At 35.8% G+C, this 19,925-nt stretch carries 22 protein-coding genes, 1 riboswitch and 2 other annotated features; of the genes, 17 read left to right on the forward strand and 5 right to left on the reverse strand.

What is annotated here, in order from left to right:
• Positions 1 to 4: 4 nt before the first annotated feature.
• The 6 genes from ACUL40_RS27215 (at position 5) to ACUL40_RS27240 (ending at position 5,825) form a co-directional block, all read left to right on the forward strand.
• A complete protein-coding gene (locus ACUL40_RS27215; RefSeq protein WP_000119621.1) occupies positions 5 to 1,627 on the forward strand; it encodes a nitrite/sulfite reductase in 1,623 nt (540 codons plus the stop codon).
• Positions 1,628 to 1,637: 10 nt separating this feature from the next.
• A complete protein-coding gene (locus ACUL40_RS27220) occupies positions 1,638 to 1,838 on the forward strand; it encodes a DUF3906 family protein (protein WP_000366914.1) in 201 nt (66 codons plus the stop codon).
• Between the two features lie 84 nt (positions 1,839 to 1,922).
• The gene (gene cobA / locus ACUL40_RS27225; RefSeq protein WP_000521262.1) at positions 1,923 to 2,699 is read left to right on the forward strand and encodes a uroporphyrinogen-III C-methyltransferase; all 777 of its coding nucleotides are present in this window, start codon (positions 1,923 to 1,925) and stop codon (positions 2,697 to 2,699) included.
• A 1-nt stretch (position 2,700) separates the two neighbouring features.
• Positions 2,701 to 3,456, forward strand: a complete 756-nt coding sequence (locus ACUL40_RS27230) for a sirohydrochlorin chelatase (protein ID WP_048538177.1) — start codon at positions 2,701 to 2,703, stop codon at positions 3,454 to 3,456.
• Entirely contained in the window at positions 3,431 to 4,045 is a 615-nt protein-coding gene (locus ACUL40_RS27235; protein ID WP_000283356.1) for an NAD(P)-binding protein, read from the forward strand. The genes ACUL40_RS27230 and ACUL40_RS27235 overlap by 26 nt, the downstream gene beginning before the upstream one ends.
• 64 nt (positions 4,046 to 4,109) lie before the next feature.
• Positions 4,110 to 4,358: a binding site (T-box leader), on the forward strand.
• Positions 4,359 to 4,469: 111 nt separating this feature from the next.
• On the forward strand, positions 4,470 to 5,825 hold the full coding sequence (locus ACUL40_RS27240) for a sodium-dependent transporter (RefSeq protein WP_000665430.1): 1,356 nt from the start codon (positions 4,470 to 4,472) through the stop codon (positions 5,823 to 5,825).
• A 27-nt stretch (positions 5,826 to 5,852) separates the two neighbouring features.
• Here ACUL40_RS27240 and ACUL40_RS27245 read toward each other — a convergent pair whose 3' ends face one another.
• Both ACUL40_RS27245 and ACUL40_RS27250 read right to left on the reverse strand, forming a co-directional pair.
• Positions 5,853 to 6,011, reverse strand: a complete 159-nt coding sequence (locus ACUL40_RS27245; protein WP_001096001.1) for a hypothetical protein — start codon at positions 6,009 to 6,011, stop codon at positions 5,853 to 5,855.
• A 101-nt stretch (positions 6,012 to 6,112) separates the two neighbouring features.
• Complete coding sequence (locus tag ACUL40_RS27250; protein ID WP_000726086.1) at positions 6,113 to 7,378, reverse strand: murein hydrolase activator EnvC family protein; 1,266 nt, start codon at positions 7,376 to 7,378, stop codon at positions 6,113 to 6,115.
• Between the two features lie 495 nt (positions 7,379 to 7,873).
• Here ACUL40_RS27250 and gltP point away from each other — a divergent pair, with 495 nt between their 5' ends.
• From gltP to ACUL40_RS27295, 9 genes are all read left to right on the forward strand, one after another.
• Positions 7,874 to 9,148 (forward strand): glutamate/aspartate:proton symporter GltP, encoded by a 1,275-nt coding sequence (gltP, locus tag ACUL40_RS27255; protein ID WP_000821126.1) that lies wholly within the window; start codon positions 7,874 to 7,876, stop codon positions 9,146 to 9,148.
• A gap of 68 nt (positions 9,149 to 9,216) precedes the next feature.
• Positions 9,217 to 9,735, forward strand: a complete 519-nt coding sequence (locus tag ACUL40_RS27260; RefSeq protein ID WP_000824664.1) for a DUF402 domain-containing protein — start codon at positions 9,217 to 9,219, stop codon at positions 9,733 to 9,735.
• 120 nt (positions 9,736 to 9,855) lie between these two features.
• A riboswitch (SAM riboswitch) is annotated at positions 9,856 to 9,961 on the forward strand.
• A gap of 94 nt (positions 9,962 to 10,055) precedes the next feature.
• Complete coding sequence (locus ACUL40_RS27265; RefSeq protein WP_000665496.1) at positions 10,056 to 11,372, forward strand: Na+/H+ antiporter NhaC family protein; 1,317 nt, start codon at positions 10,056 to 10,058, stop codon at positions 11,370 to 11,372.
• A 181-nt stretch (positions 11,373 to 11,553) separates the two neighbouring features.
• Positions 11,554 to 11,910: a lmo0954 family membrane protein gene (locus ACUL40_RS27270; protein WP_000808640.1), complete on the forward strand. Its 357-nt coding sequence runs from the start codon at positions 11,554 to 11,556 to the stop codon at positions 11,908 to 11,910.
• Positions 11,911 to 11,957: 47 nt separating this feature from the next.
• The gene (locus ACUL40_RS27275) at positions 11,958 to 12,620 is read left to right on the forward strand and encodes a PspA/IM30 family protein (protein ID WP_000814124.1); all 663 of its coding nucleotides are present in this window, start codon (positions 11,958 to 11,960) and stop codon (positions 12,618 to 12,620) included.
• Positions 12,621 to 12,726: 106 nt separating this feature from the next.
• The gene (gene liaF / locus ACUL40_RS27280) at positions 12,727 to 13,467 is read left to right on the forward strand and encodes a cell wall-active antibiotics response protein LiaF (protein ID WP_000716095.1); all 741 of its coding nucleotides are present in this window, start codon (positions 12,727 to 12,729) and stop codon (positions 13,465 to 13,467) included.
• Complete coding sequence (locus ACUL40_RS27285) at positions 13,467 to 14,522, forward strand: sensor histidine kinase (protein ID WP_000744329.1); 1,056 nt, start codon at positions 13,467 to 13,469, stop codon at positions 14,520 to 14,522. The genes liaF and ACUL40_RS27285 overlap by 1 nt, the downstream gene beginning before the upstream one ends.
• Positions 14,519 to 15,151 (forward strand): response regulator, encoded by a 633-nt coding sequence (locus ACUL40_RS27290; RefSeq protein ID WP_000598707.1) that lies wholly within the window; start codon positions 14,519 to 14,521, stop codon positions 15,149 to 15,151. The genes ACUL40_RS27285 and ACUL40_RS27290 overlap by 4 nt, the downstream gene beginning before the upstream one ends.
• Before the next feature lie 163 nt (positions 15,152 to 15,314).
• Positions 15,315 to 15,653, forward strand: a complete 339-nt coding sequence (locus ACUL40_RS27295; RefSeq protein WP_119683145.1) for a DUF3922 domain-containing protein — start codon at positions 15,315 to 15,317, stop codon at positions 15,651 to 15,653.
• Positions 15,654 to 15,677: 24 nt separating this feature from the next.
• Here the strand turns inward: ACUL40_RS27295 and brnQ3 are convergent, their stop codons facing one another.
• Positions 15,678 to 17,033 (reverse strand): branched-chain amino acid transport system II carrier protein BrnQ3, encoded by a 1,356-nt coding sequence (brnQ3, locus tag ACUL40_RS27300; protein ID WP_229173980.1) that lies wholly within the window; start codon positions 17,031 to 17,033, stop codon positions 15,678 to 15,680.
• 54 nt (positions 17,034 to 17,087) lie between these two features.
• Positions 17,088 to 17,346, reverse strand: a binding site (T-box leader).
• Between the two features lie 272 nt (positions 17,347 to 17,618).
• Between brnQ3 and ACUL40_RS27305 the strand changes: the two genes are divergently transcribed.
• Complete coding sequence (locus ACUL40_RS27305; RefSeq protein WP_000880630.1) at positions 17,619 to 17,828, forward strand: hypothetical protein; 210 nt, start codon at positions 17,619 to 17,621, stop codon at positions 17,826 to 17,828.
• Positions 17,829 to 17,868: 40 nt separating this feature from the next.
• On the opposite strand, the gene ACUL40_RS27310 is transcribed toward ACUL40_RS27305, so the two are convergent.
• Positions 17,869 to 18,645 carry a class I SAM-dependent methyltransferase gene (locus ACUL40_RS27310; RefSeq protein ID WP_445423110.1) on the reverse strand — a complete coding sequence of 259 codons (777 nt, stop codon included), beginning with the start codon at positions 18,643 to 18,645 and terminating at the stop codon, positions 17,869 to 17,871.
• Between the two features lie 108 nt (positions 18,646 to 18,753).
• Here ACUL40_RS27310 and ACUL40_RS27315 point away from each other — a divergent pair, with 108 nt between their 5' ends.
• Positions 18,754 to 19,608 carry a hypothetical protein gene (locus ACUL40_RS27315; RefSeq protein WP_000677061.1) on the forward strand — a complete coding sequence of 285 codons (855 nt, stop codon included), beginning with the start codon at positions 18,754 to 18,756 and terminating at the stop codon, positions 19,606 to 19,608.
• 107 nt (positions 19,609 to 19,715) lie between these two features.
• On the opposite strand, the gene ACUL40_RS27320 is transcribed toward ACUL40_RS27315, so the two are convergent.
• A complete protein-coding gene (locus ACUL40_RS27320) occupies positions 19,716 to 19,913 on the reverse strand; it encodes a hypothetical protein (protein WP_001053356.1) in 198 nt (65 codons plus the stop codon).
• Between the last annotated feature and the right edge of the window lie 12 nt (positions 19,914 to 19,925).

The raw sequence follows: 19,925 nt of genomic DNA on the forward strand, positions 1-19,925 counted from the left end.
AACAATGAGTTATGAAAAAGTATGGGCTAACAATGAAAAATTAAATCAGACCGAGAAAAATAAATTAGAAAAAGATGGCTTAGAAATTTTTAATGATATTCCTTACTATGCGGAAAATGGTTTCGAATCTATTCCGAAAGAAGAGTGGGATGCCTTTAAATGGGCAGGCTTGTATTTACAAAGACCGAAAGAAGCTGGTTATTTTATGATGCGGGTAAATATTCCGTCAGGGATTATTACAAATGCACAGGCAGAAGTACTTGCTTCTATCGCTGAAGATTATGGACGTAATGTAATAGATATTACGACGAGACAGGCGATTCAGTTTCACTGGTTAGAAATTCAGCAAATTCCAGATATTTTTAAAAGATTAGCAAGAGTTGGGTTATCTTCAGCGGGGGCTTGTGGTGATATAACGCGGAATATTACAGGTAATCCGCTTGCTGGCATTGATGCAAATGAACTATTCGATACAACGCATATTGTAAAAGAAGTATATGATTACTTCCAACATAATGAAGAGTTTTCTAACTTGCCACGTAAATTTAAAATGTCTATTAGTTCTAATATTTATAATTCAGCAAACGCAGAAATTAACTGTGTTGCATTTACGCCTGCAACGAAAGAAATAGATGGTGAGAAAAAAGTTGGTTTTCATATAAAAGTAGGTGGAGGATTATCAGCTCGACCGTATTTAGCTGATGAATTAGATGTATTCGTTTTACCAGAAGAAGTGAAGGCGGTGGCGATTGCGATTGCTACTATATTCCGTGATTTTGGATATCGTGAAAAACGTCATTTAGCTCGGTTGAAATTTCTTGTTGCGGACTGGGGAGCAGAGAAATTTAAAGAGAAACTAATAGAGTATACAGGGCCTTTACAAAGTAAAGGGGAAAGTGCACTCAAAGGATGGAATGCAGGCTATTTTTATGGTGTTCAAGACCAAAAACAAAAGGGATTAAAATATGTAGGTTTTAATGTACCGGTAGGTCGTTTACATGCAGAAGAAATGTTTGAGATTGCAAGAATCGCAAAGCAATATGGAAATGGACAAATTCGTACATGTAACTCGCAAAACTTCATTATTCCGAACGTTCCTCCGGAAAATGTAAAAGGATTACTTAGTGAACCGCTGTTTGAAGCGATATCTGCTAGCCCGAAATCATTTATTGGTCATGCGGTTTCATGTACCGGTATTGAATATTGTAATCTTGCACTAGTAGAAACGAAAGAAAGATTACGAAAAATTGCAGAATACTTAGATACACAAATTGCACTCGATGTTCCAGTTCGAATTCATATGGTAGGCTGCCCGAATTCATGTGGTCAACGTCAAATTGCTGACATTGGGCTACAAGGGGTGAAAATGAAAACGAAGGAAAAAGGTATTGTTGAAGCGTTTGAAATATACGTAGGTGGAACATTGTTAGATGGCGGTGCCTACAATCAAAAGTTAAAAGGAAAAATAGATGGCGAGGATCTACCTGATGTACTCGCATCATTTATAAGTTATTTCAAAGAGAATAAATTACCAGCCGAAACATTTTATGATTTTGTAGGTCGTGTTGGTGTAGATACATTACAAATAGCGTTAAATAACGTGCTAGAAGAAGTAATAGCGTCTTAGGAGGGACGATATGGATTTATATCGATTTGAAGCTGTGTTAGTAAATAGTATTGTTCCGATTGTTGTTGTTGCTCAAAGTGAAGAACAGGCATTTAAGCTTGCGGAGATTGAGCTTGAAAAGCATTTTTTACCGTTGCCAGAGGTAAAAGAGATTTCTTTGTTTGAAAAAAAGAAGATTCGAAAAGGTGGGGCATTTGTTATCCATGAGTAGAGATCAGTAATACGAAAAAATAAAAACTTCCATTCTTATATACGAATGGAAGTTTCATTTTAATAGAAGAAATGAGGAGAGATGATGGGGAAGGTTTATATTGTTGGAGCGGGTCCTGGCGATCCAGATTTAATTACTGTTAAAGGGTTGAAATGTATTGAGAAGGCAGATGTTATTTTATACGACCGACTTGTGAATAAAGAGCTGCTTTCATACGCAAAGCCTGACGCGGATTTAATTTATTGTGGAAAACTCCCGAATTATCACACGATGAAGCAAGAGACAATTAACACGTTTCTTATTAAGTATGCGAAAAAAGGAAAAGTTGTAACGAGGCTTAAGGGTGGCGATCCATTTGTGTTTGGTAGAGGGGGAGAAGAAGCTGAAGCATTAGCAAAGCAAGGTGTACCATTTGAAATCATTCCTGGTATTTCAGCTGGAATAGCTGCTCCTGCTTATGCGGGCATTCCAGTGACGCACCGTGATGCAAGTGCAAGTTTTGCTATTGTGACTGGGCATAGGAAAGAAGGTGCTGAAGAAGAAGTGAAATGGGAAAGTTTAGCGAAAGGTGTAGAGACTTTAGCGGTATATATGGGGGTTAGTAATTTGCCCTACATATGTGAGCAACTTATGAAGCATGGAAAAGATAAAAGTACGCCAGCTGCTATTATTGAGCAGGGGACGACGTCTATGCAACGCACAGTTGTTGGAACGTTAGGGACAATTGTAGATGTTGCGAAAAAAGAGCAAATTCAAAATCCGAGTATGATTGTAATTGGAGAGGTTGTCCGTTTTAGAGAAAAAATTCATTGGTTTGAGAAGCAGACAGAAAATGCTTATCAAGTAAGTGGAGTGTTGTAAAATGAAAGCCGTCTTATATATATGTCATGGAAGTCGTTTGAAGACAGCGAAAGAAGAGGCGATTCAATTTATTACATCGTGCATGAGCCGTATAGAAGCGACTATTCAAGAAGTTTGTTTTTTAGAGTTAGCGAATCCTTCTATTGAAGATGGTTTTCGTACATGTGTGAAGCGTGGGGCCACTGAGATTATTGCTATCCCTGTTTTTTTATTAGCGGCAGGTCATGTAAAAAAAGATATCCCTTTTGAATTGGAAAAGTTAACTAATCAATTTTCGGATGTTAAAGTGACCTATGGTAATCCGTTTGGTGTATCAGAAACACTTGTTAAATCGGTGTATAGCGGAAGTGGCATCGAACAGGAAGATAAAAATGAAGTGACGTTACTTCTTGTTGCAAGAGGGAGCAGTGATCCTGAAGTATTAAGAGATATAAACTGGATTGCTTCTTTATTTCAAACAAAAGAGAAGGTTAAAAAAGTAGAAGTTTGTTATTTAGCGGCTGCAGAGCCAAAATTTGAGGAGAAGTTAAAGGAAGTTGTAGAACGAAAAGAAAAGAACATCGTTGTACTGCCTTACTTGTTATTTACAGGTTTACTTATGAAACATATTGAGAAAGAAGTGTGCCAATATGAAGTGGAAGAGATAAAAATTAGTCCATATTTAGGGAAGAATGAAGCGTTTCAAGATATGTTAATTCAGAAAACGACGGAGTTATTGAAAGGAGATCAGTATGTATCCACTTACAGTGCGAGTTAATGAGAAACGCGTTGTTGTTATTGGCGGGGGAAAAGTTGCAGGATTTAAAATTATTCCTTTACTCAAACAGGGTGCGGATATAGTTGTGATAAGTCCAGAATTAGATGCGAATTTAGTAAAACTTGTGGAAGAAAAGAAAATTCGTTGGTATCAAAGAGAATATGAAAAAAGTGATATTAAAAGTGCTTTTTTAGTTGTTGCAGCGAGTAGTGATTCAATATTAAATGAACAAGTTGCTGAAGATGCCGCTGAGAATCAATTAGTAAATGTTATTACAAATCCGGAAAGTGGTAATGTTCATTTTCCGGCAGCGATTCATCGTGGTTTACTTAATATAGCAGTTTCTACTGGGGGAGCGAGCCCGAAGCTCGCAAAAAAAATTCGAGATGATATTGCAAATAAATATGATGAGACATATGAATCGTATTTAGATTTTTTATATGAAGTAAGGTTGAAGTTAAAAGATTTACAGTTAGAAAAGAGGGAACGAAATATATTGCTCCAAGAAGTGTTGAAATCAGTATATGTGCAAAATGAGGGGAAAAGAGAAAGTTTTTTACGTGAGTTAGAGGAAAAGGTTTTAAAATAATAAAAGATAAAGTGCGCTTTACAAATATAAAAATATAATTTATAATCACAAGTAACTTCAATAGATGAAATCGATGAGCAAGAAGAGTACGTATATTTGATGCGTTCAGAGAGCTGGGGTTAGGTGGGAGCCCGGTACGATAAAATATACAGAATGGGCTTGCGAGAGGTATGTTGAACATTGTAGTAGGCAACCCGGGTTCCGCCGTTAAAAGGATAGAGTATCGGAATTATTCCTGTACTTGAACAAGTGGGATTTATCAATCCAATTGAGGTGGTACCACGGTATTTACATTACATATATCGTCCTCTACATGCATATTTGCGTGTAGGGGACTTTTTTATTTTCTAAAGGAGGTGTGCGAGTATGAAATGAAAGTGTATAATTAACAAAAGTTTAAATATTCAGAAAAGGAGAAATTATGATGAAAGAAACACAGCAATGGACGTCGAAAATAGGCTTTGTACTCGCAGCAGCCGGAGCCGCAGTAGGTCTTGGTGCGATATGGAAATTTCCATATGTTGCAGGTAATGGCGGGGGAGGCGCATTCTTCCTTGTATTTTTACTATTAACTTTATTTATAGGTATGCCTCTTCTAATAGCGGAGTTTGTTATTGGACGTAGCACGCAAAAAGAGGCGGTTACAGCTTATAAAGTACTAGTGCCAAATAGCAAATTATATCCTTGGATTGGTCGTATGGGAGTTGTTACTTGTTTTAGTGTACTATCTTTTTATAGTGTTGTAGGTGGATGGATTTTACTTTATTTATATTATAGTGTGACAGGAAGTTTCTGGAATGGTGCAGCTGATTATGGACAATTGTTCGGTGAAACGATTTCAAATCCATTAAGTGCGATTGGAGCACAATTTATCTTTATGCTTTGTACGATTTTTGTTGTAAGTAAAGGTGTAGAGAAAGGTATAGAAAAGGCAAGTAAGTACATGATGCCGCTATTATTTATTTTATTTATTGCGATTATTGTTCGTGCGTTAACACTCGATGGTGCTTTTGCTGGAGTAGAGTTCTTCTTAAAACCAGATTTTTCAAAGCTTACAGCAGATACAATTTTATATGCGATGGGACAATCTTTCTTCTCGCTAACTGTAGGTGCCTCGGTAATGGTAACGTATAGTTCGTATTTAAAGAAAGAGGAACATTTAGCGAAATCGGCAACATCTATTGTAAGTTTAACTGTTTTTGTTACAGTACTTGCAGGATTAGCAATTTTCCCAGCGATTTTCGCATTAGGAGTTAAACCGACTGAAGGACCGGGATTACTGTTTATCGTCCTTCCAGCAGTATTTGCAAAAATACCATTTGGTCAATTTTTCTTTATTATGTTTTTAATTTTATTCTTCTTTGCGACTTTAACATCAGCAATTTCAATGCTTGAAATTGTAGTAGCATCTGTTGCGAAAGGTAATGAGAAGAAGCGTCCGTCAGCATCATTATTAATTGGTATTCTTATTTTTGCAGTCGGTATTCCATCAGCGTTATCATTTGGGATTATGAGTGACGTGAAAATATTTGGGAAAACATTCTTTGATTTAGTCGACTTTTCGGTAAGTAACGTATTGCTGCCGTTAGGAGTACTAGCTATTTCATTATTTGTACCAAATAAAATGAGTAAAGAGTTGTTGATGAAAGAATTAGAAGTGACGGAAACGAAAGGGAAAACGTTATTTAACATTTGGTTCTTCTTACTTCGTTATGTTATTCCGGTAACTGTAATAATTGTATTTTTAAATGCGATAGGTGTATTTAAAATGTTTGCATAAAAAAAGGCGGGGATCTCCCGTCTTTTTTTATGTTGATGAATGTAATAGACGATTATACGCTTTATAGGCTGTGGTGACTGCGAGGAATGAACCGATTAAAAATAAAACTGAGCCGCCAAATGTAAATATCCGGCCAATATACGTTTCTCTAGCTTCTTCTATTTTTTGTTGTAATTGCGTATTCATATGGATCACCTCGTAAACTATAGGCATTTAGTTATAGTCTATGTAGAATGCCTATAGTGTGTGAAGTGTAAATGAAAAACCTCGGTAGGCACCGAGGTTTTTTATAATCCGATATAAGGAGATGGGTCAACTGCGTTTGTCTTGCCGACATTCCATTCTCCAAGATGAAGTTCGAAGTGTAAATGTTGTCCGTATGATTGGCCCGTATTCCCCATAAATCCAAGCTGATCGCCTTGTTTTACAGTTTGTCCATTCGATACAGAACGACTATTCATATGAGCATATACTGTCGTATATGTTTTTCCGTTTATACGGTGAGATAAATACACTACGTTTCCGTAACTAGATGATAATTCTGAGCGAATAACAACGCCATCTGCAGCAGCGATAATTGGAACCGTTCCCGAAGCAGCGATGTCAATTCCTTTATGGTTATCTAAAGAACGTACACCAAATCCGGAAGTTTTTGATCCAGCTGCTGGTTTGATAAAACCACCGATATTTGTATCATGTGGTGTTGGGGCCGCTTGAGCAGATTTAGTAGCTTGTTGTTTGCGAGCCTCTTCTGCCTGGCGGGCTTCTTCCGCTTTACGAGCTTCTTCCGCCCGTTTTTCTTCTTCAATTGCTTTTTGAACAGCTTGACGTTGATTTTCTAAAATGCCCTTGGATTCTTCTAATCCTTCAATCTCTGAATCTACTTTTGCTACTTTCGTATGTAGATCGTTAATAAGAGTTTGTTGCTGCTGTTGGTTATTTTGTAATTCTTGTTGTTTTTGTTCTAGTTTTTGTTCAGAGTCTTTCAGTTGTTGTTCTTTTTTCTCAACAGCCTCTTTTTCTGTCGTTACAGCATTTTGATCAGATGTTTGTTTTTTTACAATATCTGTATCGTTGTTTAATATTAAACTTACGGAGTACATATTATCAACAAGATCAGCAATGTTTGTAGAGTTTGTTAATACTTCTGTAATGATATTTGTACGCGGTTTTTCTTGCATAGATTGTAATCGTTGTTTAATAACTTCCTGACGTGTATCTATGTTTGTTTGTAATTGTTCTATATGTTTCTTTTTGTCAGTAATTACTTGTTGTGTTTTGCTAATTTCTTTTTTTGTATCGTTTAATTCAGTCTCATTTTTATTAATGGAAGTAGTTAATTCATCGATTTTCTTCTGTAATTCTTGAATTTCTTTTTCTATTTGTTCTTTCTCGACTGATTTATTTTGTAAGTCACTTTGTTTGCCTTCTAATTCAGATTGAATGTTAGATAATTTATCTTGATTCGTTTCAGCGTATACGGGTGAAAGTAACGGGGAAGCAAAAATCGTTCCTGCTGCTAAAACACTAAACGCTGCAAATTTCTTTTTCATTGTTGTCTGACTCCTTTCCCTATGAATGTTATATATCATAAGAAGAAGGGTGTCTATCGTTGTAATCATAATGTAAAGAAAATTTTATAAAATTGCTAAGTTTTGTCGGAATTTATCATTTTTCAACTGTAATTGTCATAGTGCTTACATTTTATTCATATGTGTAACAAAGGTATATTTTGGAATTTTCCTGTAAAATGAAGGAGGAAAGTAATCGTTTTTATGAGGTGAAATATTACTTGGAAAGCTAATAAAACACTAGTGAGGAATCGTTCTCATGTGAGGTTTTCTAACATGGGTTTATTTTTTGTCAAGAAAATTATTTGCATTCGGGGAAAGTTATTTTGTTGTCAGATTTTAAATTTTGATTTATGATTTTTAACAGGGACAAAATGTAGTGAATTGTCGAATAATATGTAATACTCTTAATTTCTTAGTTTTATAGAGATAGAATGAGAGATAGAGTGACACATCGAAGAGGGGGTTACAACAAATATGAAAAGAATAGGACTTGCATGGCAAATATTAATAGGGCTTGCGCTTGGTATTGCGGTTGGGGCGATTTTCTTTGATAATCCAGCTGTTGTGAAGTACTTACAACCAATTGGTGATATTTTCATCCGATTAATTAAAATGATCGTTGTACCGATTGTTGTAGCAAGTATTGTTGTTGGGGTTGCTGGTGTTGGCGATGTTAAAAAACTAGGTCGACTAGGCGGAAAAACAATTATTTACTTTGAAATTATTACAACAATTGCAATTATTGTTGGTCTATTAATAGCGAATATTTTCCAACCAGGAAAAGGCGTAAATATGGAGCAGTTAACAAAGACAGATATTTCGAAATATACACATACGACAGAGCAAGTACAAAGTCATTCATTTGCAGATACGTTTGTAAATATTGTTCCAACGAACATTATGAAGTCATTGGCTGACGGAGATATGCTTGCTATTATCTTCTTCTCTGTACTATTTGGTTTAGGTGTAGCAGCAATTGGTGAAAGAGGAAGACCAGTTCTTCAATTTTTCCAAGGTGTAGCTGACGCAATGTTTTATGTAACAAACCAAGTTATGAAATTTGCACCATTTGGTGTGTTTGCACTAATTGGTGTTACAGTTTCTACATTTGGTCTTGCTTCATTAATTCCATTAGGGAAATTGCTAATTGTTGTATATGGGGCAATGATCTTCTTCGTCGTAGTTGTCTTAGGACTTACAGCGAAAATATTTGGAATTAACATTTTCCAATTCTTTAAGATTTTAAAAGACGAGCTGATCTTAGCGTATTCTACAGCAAGCTCAGAAACAGTTTTACCAAAAATCATGGAGAAAATGGAGAAATTCGGTTGTCCGAAAGCAATTACATCTTTCGTTATTCCGACTGGTTATTCATTTAACTTAGATGGATCAACTTTATATCAAGCAATTGCGGCTATTTTCTTGGCGCAAATGTACGGTATTGATTTATCTATTACACAACAAATTACATTATTACTTGTATTAATGGTTACATCAAAAGGTATCGCAGGTGTACCGGGCGTATCATTCGTTGTATTATTAGCGACACTTGGTACAGTAGGTATTCCACCTGAAGGCTTAGCGTTCATTGCTGGTATTGACCGTATTTTAGATATGGCTCGTACAGCAGTTAACGTTGTAGGAAACTCTTTAGCAGCTGTAGTTATGTCTAAGTGGGAAGGTCAATATGACGCTGAAAAAGGACAAGCTTATTTAAAAGAGATTTCTGAAAAGGGTCAAGCGGCTTAATTATAATATGAACAAGCTCTCACATAATATGTGGGAGCTTTTCTGTATATAGAAGAGGAGCAGACATAATGAAACGAAAATATGGTGACGGTTCTTCGTGGAAGAGACTAATAGAAAAGAGTTATACGGTTAAGCAAGTGGAAGAGGGAATGCTCGGAATACTGGATATAAAAAAGGTGAGAGAGCCTAGTTGTAAAGAATATGATGGTGAAGAACTTTGTATTGCAGCAGATCAGTATACGTGGATTCAATATTTCATAGACGGGAAAAACTTTGCGATTACCGCTATGTTAGATGATCAGAAAAAATTAGTGCAATATTATATCGATGTGGCGAAAGAATATAAAATAGACGATCGTGGTTTACCGTATTTTGATGATTTATATTTAGATGTAGTATTATTATCTAGCGGTAAGGTGTATGTATTAGATGAAGAGGAGCTAGAGGATGCTTATAAAAGTGGTGATGTCACGAAGGAAGAGTATGAGCTAGCATGGCACACTACGAAATGGATATTAGCAACAATAAAAAATAGTGAATTTTATTGGATTTCAATATTGGAAGAAGAAATCGAAAAGTTAAAATGATTGTTGTATTCAAATTTTTGTATAATTACCAAAAAAATCTATACAAAAAATAATTGACTTTTGTTTTGTAAGCGAGTAAAGTTAGGGAAGAAATTATTATTAAAAAATAAATATGAAACCTTCTTATAAAGAGAGGCGGAGGGACTGGCCCTACGATGCCTCGGCAGCGGACTCGATTTCAGAGTGCTGTGCCAAATCCAGCAAGCGTGTGCTTGAAAGATGAGAAGAGTGTTTCTTATAGATGTATAAGACCTCTTCTCATCGGAAGAGGTCTTTTGTTATTCATTAGAAAAAGGTTGAAACTAGGGAGAGATGGTACTTTGAAAGAAACGAGAGGAAATGGTTTAGCTTTATTACCACTTGGAATATTTTTGGCGCTATTTATTGGTTCTGGAATTATTACAGGTGATTTCTATAAATTGCCGATACTTGTAGCGATTTCAATTGCTGTAGGAGTCGCTTTAGTGATGAATCGTAAAGAAAGTTTTAATGTGAAAGTAGAGCGGTTCGCTAAAGGTGCAGGAAATCCGGATATTATGATTATGGTATTAATTTTTGTGCTTGCAGGTGCGTTTTCTGAAACTGCTAAAGGAATGGGCGGAGTAGACTCAACTGTTAATTTAGCGTTAACTATTTTACCGCCAGGATTTATCGTAGCTGGAATCTTTGTTATTGGTGCATTTATTTCATTAGCGATGGGAACTTCAATGGGAACAATTGCAGCATTAGCGCCGATTGCTGTAGGTATTAGTGGTCAAACTGATATCTCAATTGCGCTTGCAATGGCTACTGTTGTTGGCGGAGCGATGTTTGGTGATAATTTATCATTTATTTCAGATACAACAATCGCAGCTGTTCGTTCACAAGGAACAGAAATGAAAGATAAGTTTAAAACGAACTTTTTAATTGTGTTACCAGCGGCTATTATTACAATTGTACTATTAGTAATAGTTACTTCAGGAAGTGACACGCAGATTAAAGCACATAGCTTTGATTGGATAAAGATTTTACCGTACGCAGGAGTACTTATTACAGCGCTACTTGGCTGGAATGTACTTATTGTATTAACTGGTGGAACTGTACTATCTGGTGTTATCGGCCTTATAGATGGAAGTTACACGTTAGAAAGTTTCTTTAAAAGTGTAACGACTGGAATGGGCGGTATGATGGAGTTAGTATTACTTGCTATATTAATTGGCGGTATGGTTGAATTAATCCAATATAATGGTGGTATTCAATATTTAATGAATGTATTAACACGTAATATTCGTTCGAAAAAAGGAGCGGAATTTGGTATTGCTGGTTTAGTGAGTATGACGAATATGTGTACAGCGAATAATACGATTTCAATTATCTTTACAGGCCCGCTTGCAAAAAATATTGCAGATCAATATGAAATAGATCCTCGTAAATCAGCGAGTGTATTAGATCTTTTCTCATGTTGTGTGCAAGGATTAATTCCGTACGGTGCCCAAATGTTAACGGCAGCAGGATTTGCAGCGTTATCTCCGGTTGAATTGTTGCCATATGCATTTTATCCAATCTTAGTTGGAGTATGTGGGATTGTTTCTATTTTAATTGGGTTTCCAAGGTTTTCGAAAGTAGCTGAGAAAAAAGAGTATCATAAAACAGCTTAATTTAATATGAATGTTAGTAATTAAAAAACGTGCAGAGAATAGACTCTGCACGTTTTTTTGCGTAAAGGGCTGAATATGACTCGGTCTTAAGTCTGAGTTAAAAACGGTTCTTAAGCTCGTTATGGAAAGATGAAAAAATAGTTAAGATAAGAGTATCAAATCGAAGGGAGGCAAGCACAAGATGAAACAATTTCTAGCGTTTATCGCAGCCGGTATTTTGGCTTTAATTGCTCTTGGTAGTCTTGCTGGTATTGTAGGATTCGCAATCGGAGCAGGAGTTGTATATTGGAGCTATAAATCATTTGTGCGAGCTAAATCATTTTTTGGAAAGTTAGCTTGGGGTATTGTTGGTTTAATCGGTTTATCCATTGCACTTTCTCATTCGCCAGCATTAATCGGTATCGCTGCTTTAGTGGTTTTATACTACGGATACCGTGAGTGGAAAAAAGAAAAAGATGTAGTTGTTGAATCTGCTCCAGAAAGTTCTAAACCATATAGTAACTTTGAAGATGAGTGGAACAAATTAATGAAAAACTAAAACAATAAATCAAATTATAAATAAAGTAGAAGAGAGGAAGATTTATAATGAAACAATCTTTATTCGGACGTGTACGCGATGCAATTTTAGCTGATTTTCATAACGTGTTAGATGAGAAGGAAAGAAAAAATCCAATTGCGATGTTAAACCAATATTTACGTGATAGTGAGCGTGAAATAACAAAAATTGAGAAGTTAATTGAGCGTCATAAAACATTAAAATCTAATTTTGCTCGTGAGCTTGAGCAAGCACGTTATTTCGTTAATAAAAGATCAAAGCAAGCTATCATTGCTCAAGAAGCAGACGAACTACAATTGCACGAACGTGCGTTAGAAGAGGTAGCTTATTATGAAGGGCAAGTAACTCGATTAGAAGAAATGTATGCAGGTGTTGTAGAGCAAATTGATGAGTTAGAGCGTCGTCTTTCTGAAATGAAAAATAAATTAAAAGAAATGCACGCAAAGCGCATGGAACTAATGGCACGTGAAAATATGGCACATGCAAATCGTCGTATGAATACTGCGATGCATAAAATGGATGAAAATAATCCGTTCTTACGATTTGAAGAGATTGAAGATCATATTCGTGACTTAGAAACTCGTATGAATGAAGAGCATGAGCGTGACACGTTTGATATGAAAATTGCAAAACTTGAGCGTGAAATGAAAGAAAAGAATGATGTATCGTTAACGAAAGAGTTAACAAAATAATAGTAGTATATTATAAAACAGGCTTATGATATAGTGATAGGAGAAAAGGTGTTGGAAAGCAATGCCTTTTCTTCTATGTATATGTGACAAGAAGGGGGGAGCTGAAATGAAGAAACATTTTTCAAAGACACAATTAATGGGGATGCTCCTCATCATATTTGGATTCGGTCTTTTTCTTGATATGATACTTGGACATTTTGAACCAGGTGGTCTCATTTTTGCATTTATTATGCTTATGTTTGGAAGGCATTATCGTAAAAAGAATCGTTATGTACGGGGAAATGTATTTTTATTTGTTGGTGGTATCGTATTTTTATTTTTCTTATTTTCATCAGCAGCATTTGTTCTTGTCGTATTTGCTTGTTTAGCTTTAATTGGTTATCAATTGATTCAACAAGGACATCAGCAAAAAGCAATGAAGGTTGAAATTAAAGAAAAAGGGATTATAGACGAAGAGAAGCAAATATATCGTACAGAAACATATTTGAAAAATATGTTTGTAGGCAATGTACGAATGATGGATCATATTTATGAACTTGAGGATATTAATGTTCAATATGGTGCTTGTGATGTGGAAATAGATTTAACAACTGCTATGATTCCAGAAGGGGAAACGGTAATTGTTATTCGGGGTGTCGTTGGTAATATTCGTTTATATGTGCCATATGATATTGAACTTTCTTTAAATCATTCTGTTATTGTCGGACGTGTGCTCTTGCCAGGTCATGAAGAGACAGGGTTTAACCGCAATGTTACATTTAGAACAGAGCAGTATAAAGAGGCTCCTCGTCGTATTAAAATTATTTCTTCGCTTGTCGTAGGCGACACGGAAGTGAGGAAAGTATAATGAAGAAACAAAAAAATATTTCGTGGATGTATATTCGTTATTCTATGTTGTCCTCAGTTAGTATCGCACTCATTTGTACAATTGTATATGTATGGAAAAGCGAGCAACAAGTGTATGATTTATTATGGAAGGAATCCATCGCTTCTGTTCCAATTGGCTTGTTTATTATGACTACAAGTTTACTTATCGGGGGAATTGTAGGATATGCAATCGGTTATTATATAGAGCAGCGTATACAAGGATTAAATACTTTTCTATTTGAAGTAGAGCGAGGGAATTTTCCGAGCGATGTTTCGTTTACTGCAGATGATGAATTTCATGAAGTGGAACGAAAAGTAATCGTTCTGGCTCGTCGATTAGAGGAGCAAGCTGGACTCTTTCAAAAAGTAACGAATGAACGAGCTCATTGGAATGAAGAGATGAGACAAGAAGCGATTTCTCAAGAAAGGCATCGTTTAGCAAGGGAGTTGCATGATTCAGTAAGTCAGCAGCTTTTCGCAATGTCGATGATGATGTCAGCGATTAATGAACAAATAACTGAATTTCCAGAGGTGACAAAAAAACAATTGCAACTTGTTGAAAATATGGTTGTAAATGCTCAATCAGAAATGAGAGCATTGCTCCTTCATTTACGTCCTGTACAATTGGAAGGTAAGAAACTGACAGAAGGTATAGAGGAATTATTAACGGAATTATCGCGAAAACAACATATGAAAATTGAATGGCTTATTGAGCCAATAGAATTAAAAAAAGGTGTAGAAGATCATTTATTCCGTATTGTGCAAGAAGCGTTATCAAACACGTTGCGACACGCGAAGGCAAAGAAAACAGAAGTGCGCCTTCGAAAAATTGATCAATATGCGATTTTAAAAATTATTGATGACGGCGTTGGGTTTGAAGTAGGCGTTAATAAGGCAGGTTCATATGGCCTAAGATCGATGCAAGAGCGTGTTCATGAAATTGGTGGGACACTCAAGGTGCTTAGTTTCCCGGCCAAAGGTACACAAATAGAAGTAAAAGTACCGATTATGATTGAGAGAGGGGGAGAAGTATGATAAAAGTATTGCTTGTCGATGATCATGAAATGGTTCGTATGGGTGTATCGGCATATTTATCTACACAGCCAGATATTGAAGTAGTAGGGGAAGCTGAGAATGGACGAAAAGGATCAGAGTTAGCATTGCAATTAAGACCGGATATTATTTTAATGGACCTTGTTATGGATGAGATGGATGGTGTCGAAGCAACACGTGCTATTATTCAAGAATGGCCAGAAGCAAAAATTGTAGTTGTAACAAGCTTTTTAGATGACGAAAAATTGTATCCTGTTATTGAGGCTGGGGCGACCAGTTACTTATTAAAAACATCAAGAGCAAGTGATATTGCTGATGCTGTACGAGCTACTTATGATGGAGAAACAGTATTAGAGCCGAAAGTTACCGGGAAAATGATGTCCCGTATGCGTCAAAAGAAAGAGCAACCTTTGCATGATGATTTAACGGAAAGAGAGTTTGAGATTTTGTTATTAATTGCAGAGGGAAAAAGTAATCAAGAGATTGCGGACGAGTTATTTATTGCACTGAAAACGGTAAAGACACATGTGAGTAATATATTAAATAAATTGAATGTAAGTGACCGTACTCAGGCGGTTATTTATGCATTTAGGCATCAATTAACGAAGTGATAAAGTGAAACTTTAATCAGTGGGGAGGTTGTTCCTCTCCCACTGATTATCAGCCCTCACCAATCGGGCTTTTACGGGCAGTTAATGCGAAGCTTTAATTGGAGGGGAATTCCTCGCTGATTATTGGCTCGATACAATATAGGTTTGGCATTAAAACAATTGAATGTTTTTATTGACGATAAATAATGTAAGCGTTATCATTGAGGTGTTAACAGTACATATAAAGGGGAGAATGTATATGTTAGTTCAAACTATATTCGGAATGGATAAGTCTAAAAAATTAGGGGATTATGTGAACGCATTACAAGCGCTTTGTGAACAATATAATGTTGAAACAGATAAAATTGCGATTATTGAGGCAACAGAGGAATACTATTTATTTTTAGTAAAGCAAGAAGAGCGCTATGATGTTGTCAAGGTAGAAACAGTTGATACAAATATTGAATATTATACGAAGGCTTATAAAATAAGCAGTTTTAATCATGCTGCGTATCAAATGTAAAAAAACTCCCTTTTGGGAGTTTTTTTAGGAGGCTTTTACTTCGTGAGATTCGGTTACTAATGGAACTTTTTTCGTACCGCTTAACCTAGCCGTTGCAAGACCAATAAGACCTCCTCCTAATGCTGGTATTAGCCAGCCGATTCCTTCATTATATAAAGGGATAAATTCAAAATATGGTGTGATAAATGAAACTGAAATACCACCTTGTTTTAATCCATCAAATACGCTCACTACAGCTGCTCCAATTAAAGCACCTACATAAACAGAGCGATATCCACCGAAGTATTTATGAAGTAATGATAGTAGTACGAGTACAATCGCAATTGGATACACAACAAGTAGAATTGGAACAGAGATTGCGATAATTTTCGTTAAACCTAAGTTGGCAACTAGTAATCCTAATGCGCAAATGATACTCGCGAACGTTTTGTATGAAAATGTAGTCAATAATGTTGAAAAATATTGGCTGCACGCAGATACGAGTCCAACGCATGTCGTTAAACAAGCGAGTGTAACGATAAGAGATAATAGGAGCAAACCGTATGGACCGAATAATTGTTGTACGATAACAGTAAGTAGCTGTCCGCCATTTTTTGCATATCCGAGCGAGACGCTAGTTGCCCCAAGCCAGCCGAGTGCACCGTATACAAGTACGAGCCCTGTAGCGGCAATAAGCCCTGCTTTTGCTGTGGCGATGGCAATGGACTTACGATCATTCACACCTTTAGAGCGAATTGCATTTACAACGATAATTCCGAATGCAAGTGCTGAAATAGTGTCCATTGTTAAGTAGCCTTCCATAAAGCCTTTGAAGATTGGAGAAGTTTGATACTCTTGCATCGCTGGTCCTGATTGCCCAAGTGGTGTAAATACACTTTTAACAAATAATAAGAAAATAGAGAGTAATAAAATAGGTGTTAATACATTCCCAATACGATCAACAAGTTTAGATGGATTCAAACTCAGCCAAAATACGATAGTAAAGAAGATGATTGTATATACAAATAGCACTAGGCTGCTAGAGCGGATTGTTTCTGGCAAGAAAGAACTAACCCCCATTTCATAAGCGACATTTGCAACACGTGGGATGCCCATGGATGGACCGATGGCAATGTATACAACTACTGTAAAGAAAATTCCGAATAATGGATGGGCATGACTTGCAAGTTGCTGCATTCCATTTCCTGATAGAGAAATTGCGATAACAGTAAGTAGTGGTAAGCCAACTCCTGTTAGTAAAAATCCAATCATTGCTGGCCAAAAGTTTTCACCTGCGTTTTGCCCAAGCATGGGAGGGAAAATTAAATTACCTGCCCCAAAAAATAAAGAAAATAGCATAAGACCCGTGAAAAAAATATGTTTTTTTGATACAGTGTTCATTGTTTTTCCTCCTTTTTCATTCATTTGTAAGAACACAAAAAACTCGTCCCTAAAGAAAGGGACGAGTTATATTTACCCGCGATACCACCCTAATTTACACATGTAGAAATAAATCTATATGTATACGGCTTTGCAACGTACAACATGATACGTGTTCCTTGTAACGGGGGACGGCCGGTAAGAACTTACTGTAACATTCGGTTCTACTTCTCGGAGATGATTTTCGGTTACGCACTGAACGTTGGCTTTCAGCAAATCGCCAACTCTCTGGGGAACAGTTCTATAACGTACTCGTTCTCGTCAATGAATTTTTATTCAAGTATTCTGACAGTATTGTTGCATGTTTTTTTTAGAAAGTCAATATGTTTTTTGGAAGATATATTTATATATGGAAATATCGAAAGTGATATTCGTTGTTGCAAAAGGAATAATGAATTGTAAAATAGGAGTAAAAATTTGCGGAGAATTGTAAAATTTATAGAGAAAGTTGATATTTATAGGAGTAAAGAAGGGATTGTTTGAATTTACAGAGAATAATACAACAATCCACTTGCTGGAAAGAACAAACCAAAAGAGGTGACTGAAATGCTTGCGATGGGAGTATTATTTGGCATTATTGCTATAATTGGTTTTATGTGGTTATATTATTCGCGTTCGTTTAAACAAGCAGAAGTTTTACTCTTTCAAAAAGGTAGTTTATTGACAAATCAGTCTAGATATTTAGTATGTCCGAAGTGTGGAAGTGCACAGGCCAGAAGTGGAGGATATCAAGAGTGTTGCAAAATTAGATTATGAAAGAAAGGAAGCCTCACATTATTTTGTGAGGCTTCCTTCCTTACAACTTCATGGCGCTCCAAATTGTCCATCGATCTCTTTCAATAATAGGAGAGACGTTTTGTAATGCGGTCTGTATATGTTGTAGAAGTTGAGAAAGTTCATCATCTGTTAACTCATATAGAATGGATCGACCTGTTCGAGGAGATAAATCTTGCAATAATGCTTCTACAGAATCATGTATTTTTCGTATTTCCCATTGTGTTTGTGCGGGAAGTACATGAAGAGAATGTTTTTGTAATTCTGTCTGTATAGTGTTGGTTTTTGGACGTCTTTTTGACTCTATTTCAATAAGTTTTGGAAATAGAGAGAAAAAATATCCGCGAATGTGTTCGGGACTTCCTGGAATTGTACAATCTTCAATTGTTCGATCTTGTAAAATAAGTACACCGTTTTTATTTAATATACGAGAAGCTTCACGTAAAAATGTAGGAATGTCTTGTAAATGATGAATAACTGCACGCGAAATAACTATGTCGAATGTTTCATTAGGGTATGGGATATTATGTGCATCACCGTGGATGAATGAAATGTTTGAAAAGTTGTTACAATTTTCTTTTGCAGCTTGTAATATTTCTTTTGAAAAATCAAGTCCCACAACATTTTTGGCTCCCATAAGAGCGAGTTCTTTCGTATAAATCCCACCACCACAGCCGATATCAATTACTTGCTTGTTTTGTATTTCTGTAATGTTTTTTACCATTTCAGCCCAAGAAATATGAGCGTTTCTTGTTGCATATGTGTACTTATTATTTTCATCATGAAAATTAATGGACATGATAAAGACCTCCTTTCAATGATTAGTATAGCGTATTTAATAGGATGTCACGTTTTTGTTTTATGTATGAAGATTATAAGGATTTCTTATCGTAAGAGGAGGATTAATTTGAAAGGGAAATATGTATTGGTGTTGTTGTTTGTTATGTTACTAGCAGCTTGTGGTCAAGTTGAGCCGAAAAAAGAAACAAAAAAAGTAGAAGAGACGGTGAATGAAGTGAAAGAAACAATAGGGGTAACCGTTATACAAAAAAAACATAAAGAGAAAAAGTTGCAGGAATCAGAAGCGAAGTTAGTAATAGACATTTTGAATAAAGCTGAGAAACAAGAAATAACAGGAAGCTTCGGTGAACCTGAATATGAAATACAAATTAGTAGAGATGGGAAAAAAGAAACTTATTATGCATGGTTAAGAGGAGAAGATAGACGAGGATGGGTGCAATATAAGAAAGCTATGTATATGTTGAATGAAAAAGATACGGAAAAGCTTTTGGATATATTTCCAAATGTCTCAGAACAAAAAGAAGATGAGATGCAGGTAAGCCCTTTAACAGAAGTAACAAAAAAAGATTTACAGATTACCGCATTTCATATTAAAACAGGCGATCAAAACGTGAATTATACGGTACGGTATACGATTTCACAATCACTATACAATAAGTTAGTGAAGGAGCAAGAATATTATTTGCAACTCAATTTTCCAGAAAAAGTTCAAAAATTAATTGGAGCAAAAGAGAGTGAAATAATTTTAGGTGAAAAAGTAAAGGAAGGGTATAAGCAATATGAATTGCATGCTACTGTTCTGATAAAAAGCGCTTCACAATCACAATTAAAATCATTAGAAACATATTACGAAAATTATGATTTGAAAATATTAAACAGTGAAAAAGAAAAAATAGGTGTGTTTCAAAATATAATTCAGATTGTTAAAGATTATGGTGAAAAAATGAATTTTCAAAGATAAAGTGAGCCTTTAATTAGCCCTTACGGATTGGAATGAATGTAAACTCGTCAAATCTATATGGCCTTTCCTAGGAAATGATAATAGAGAGGGGAAAGCACCCCTCTCTATTACTTTGCTTTTGCAGATGGCTCATTCATTGATTTTCGTGTAATAAGAAAAGAAATCATAAGAGCGGAAAGGATGACAAGGGCAATAAATACGTGATTGGGCAACAAATCTAATAATAATACGTAACTAACGGTATAAAAAATAAGAGTTGAAGCTAAAAACGATAGAGCACCTATTATAAGAGATTGTAAATTCATTTGTGTACACCT

The sequence above is a fragment of the Bacillus sp. KNSH39 genome, assembly GCF_052656585.1.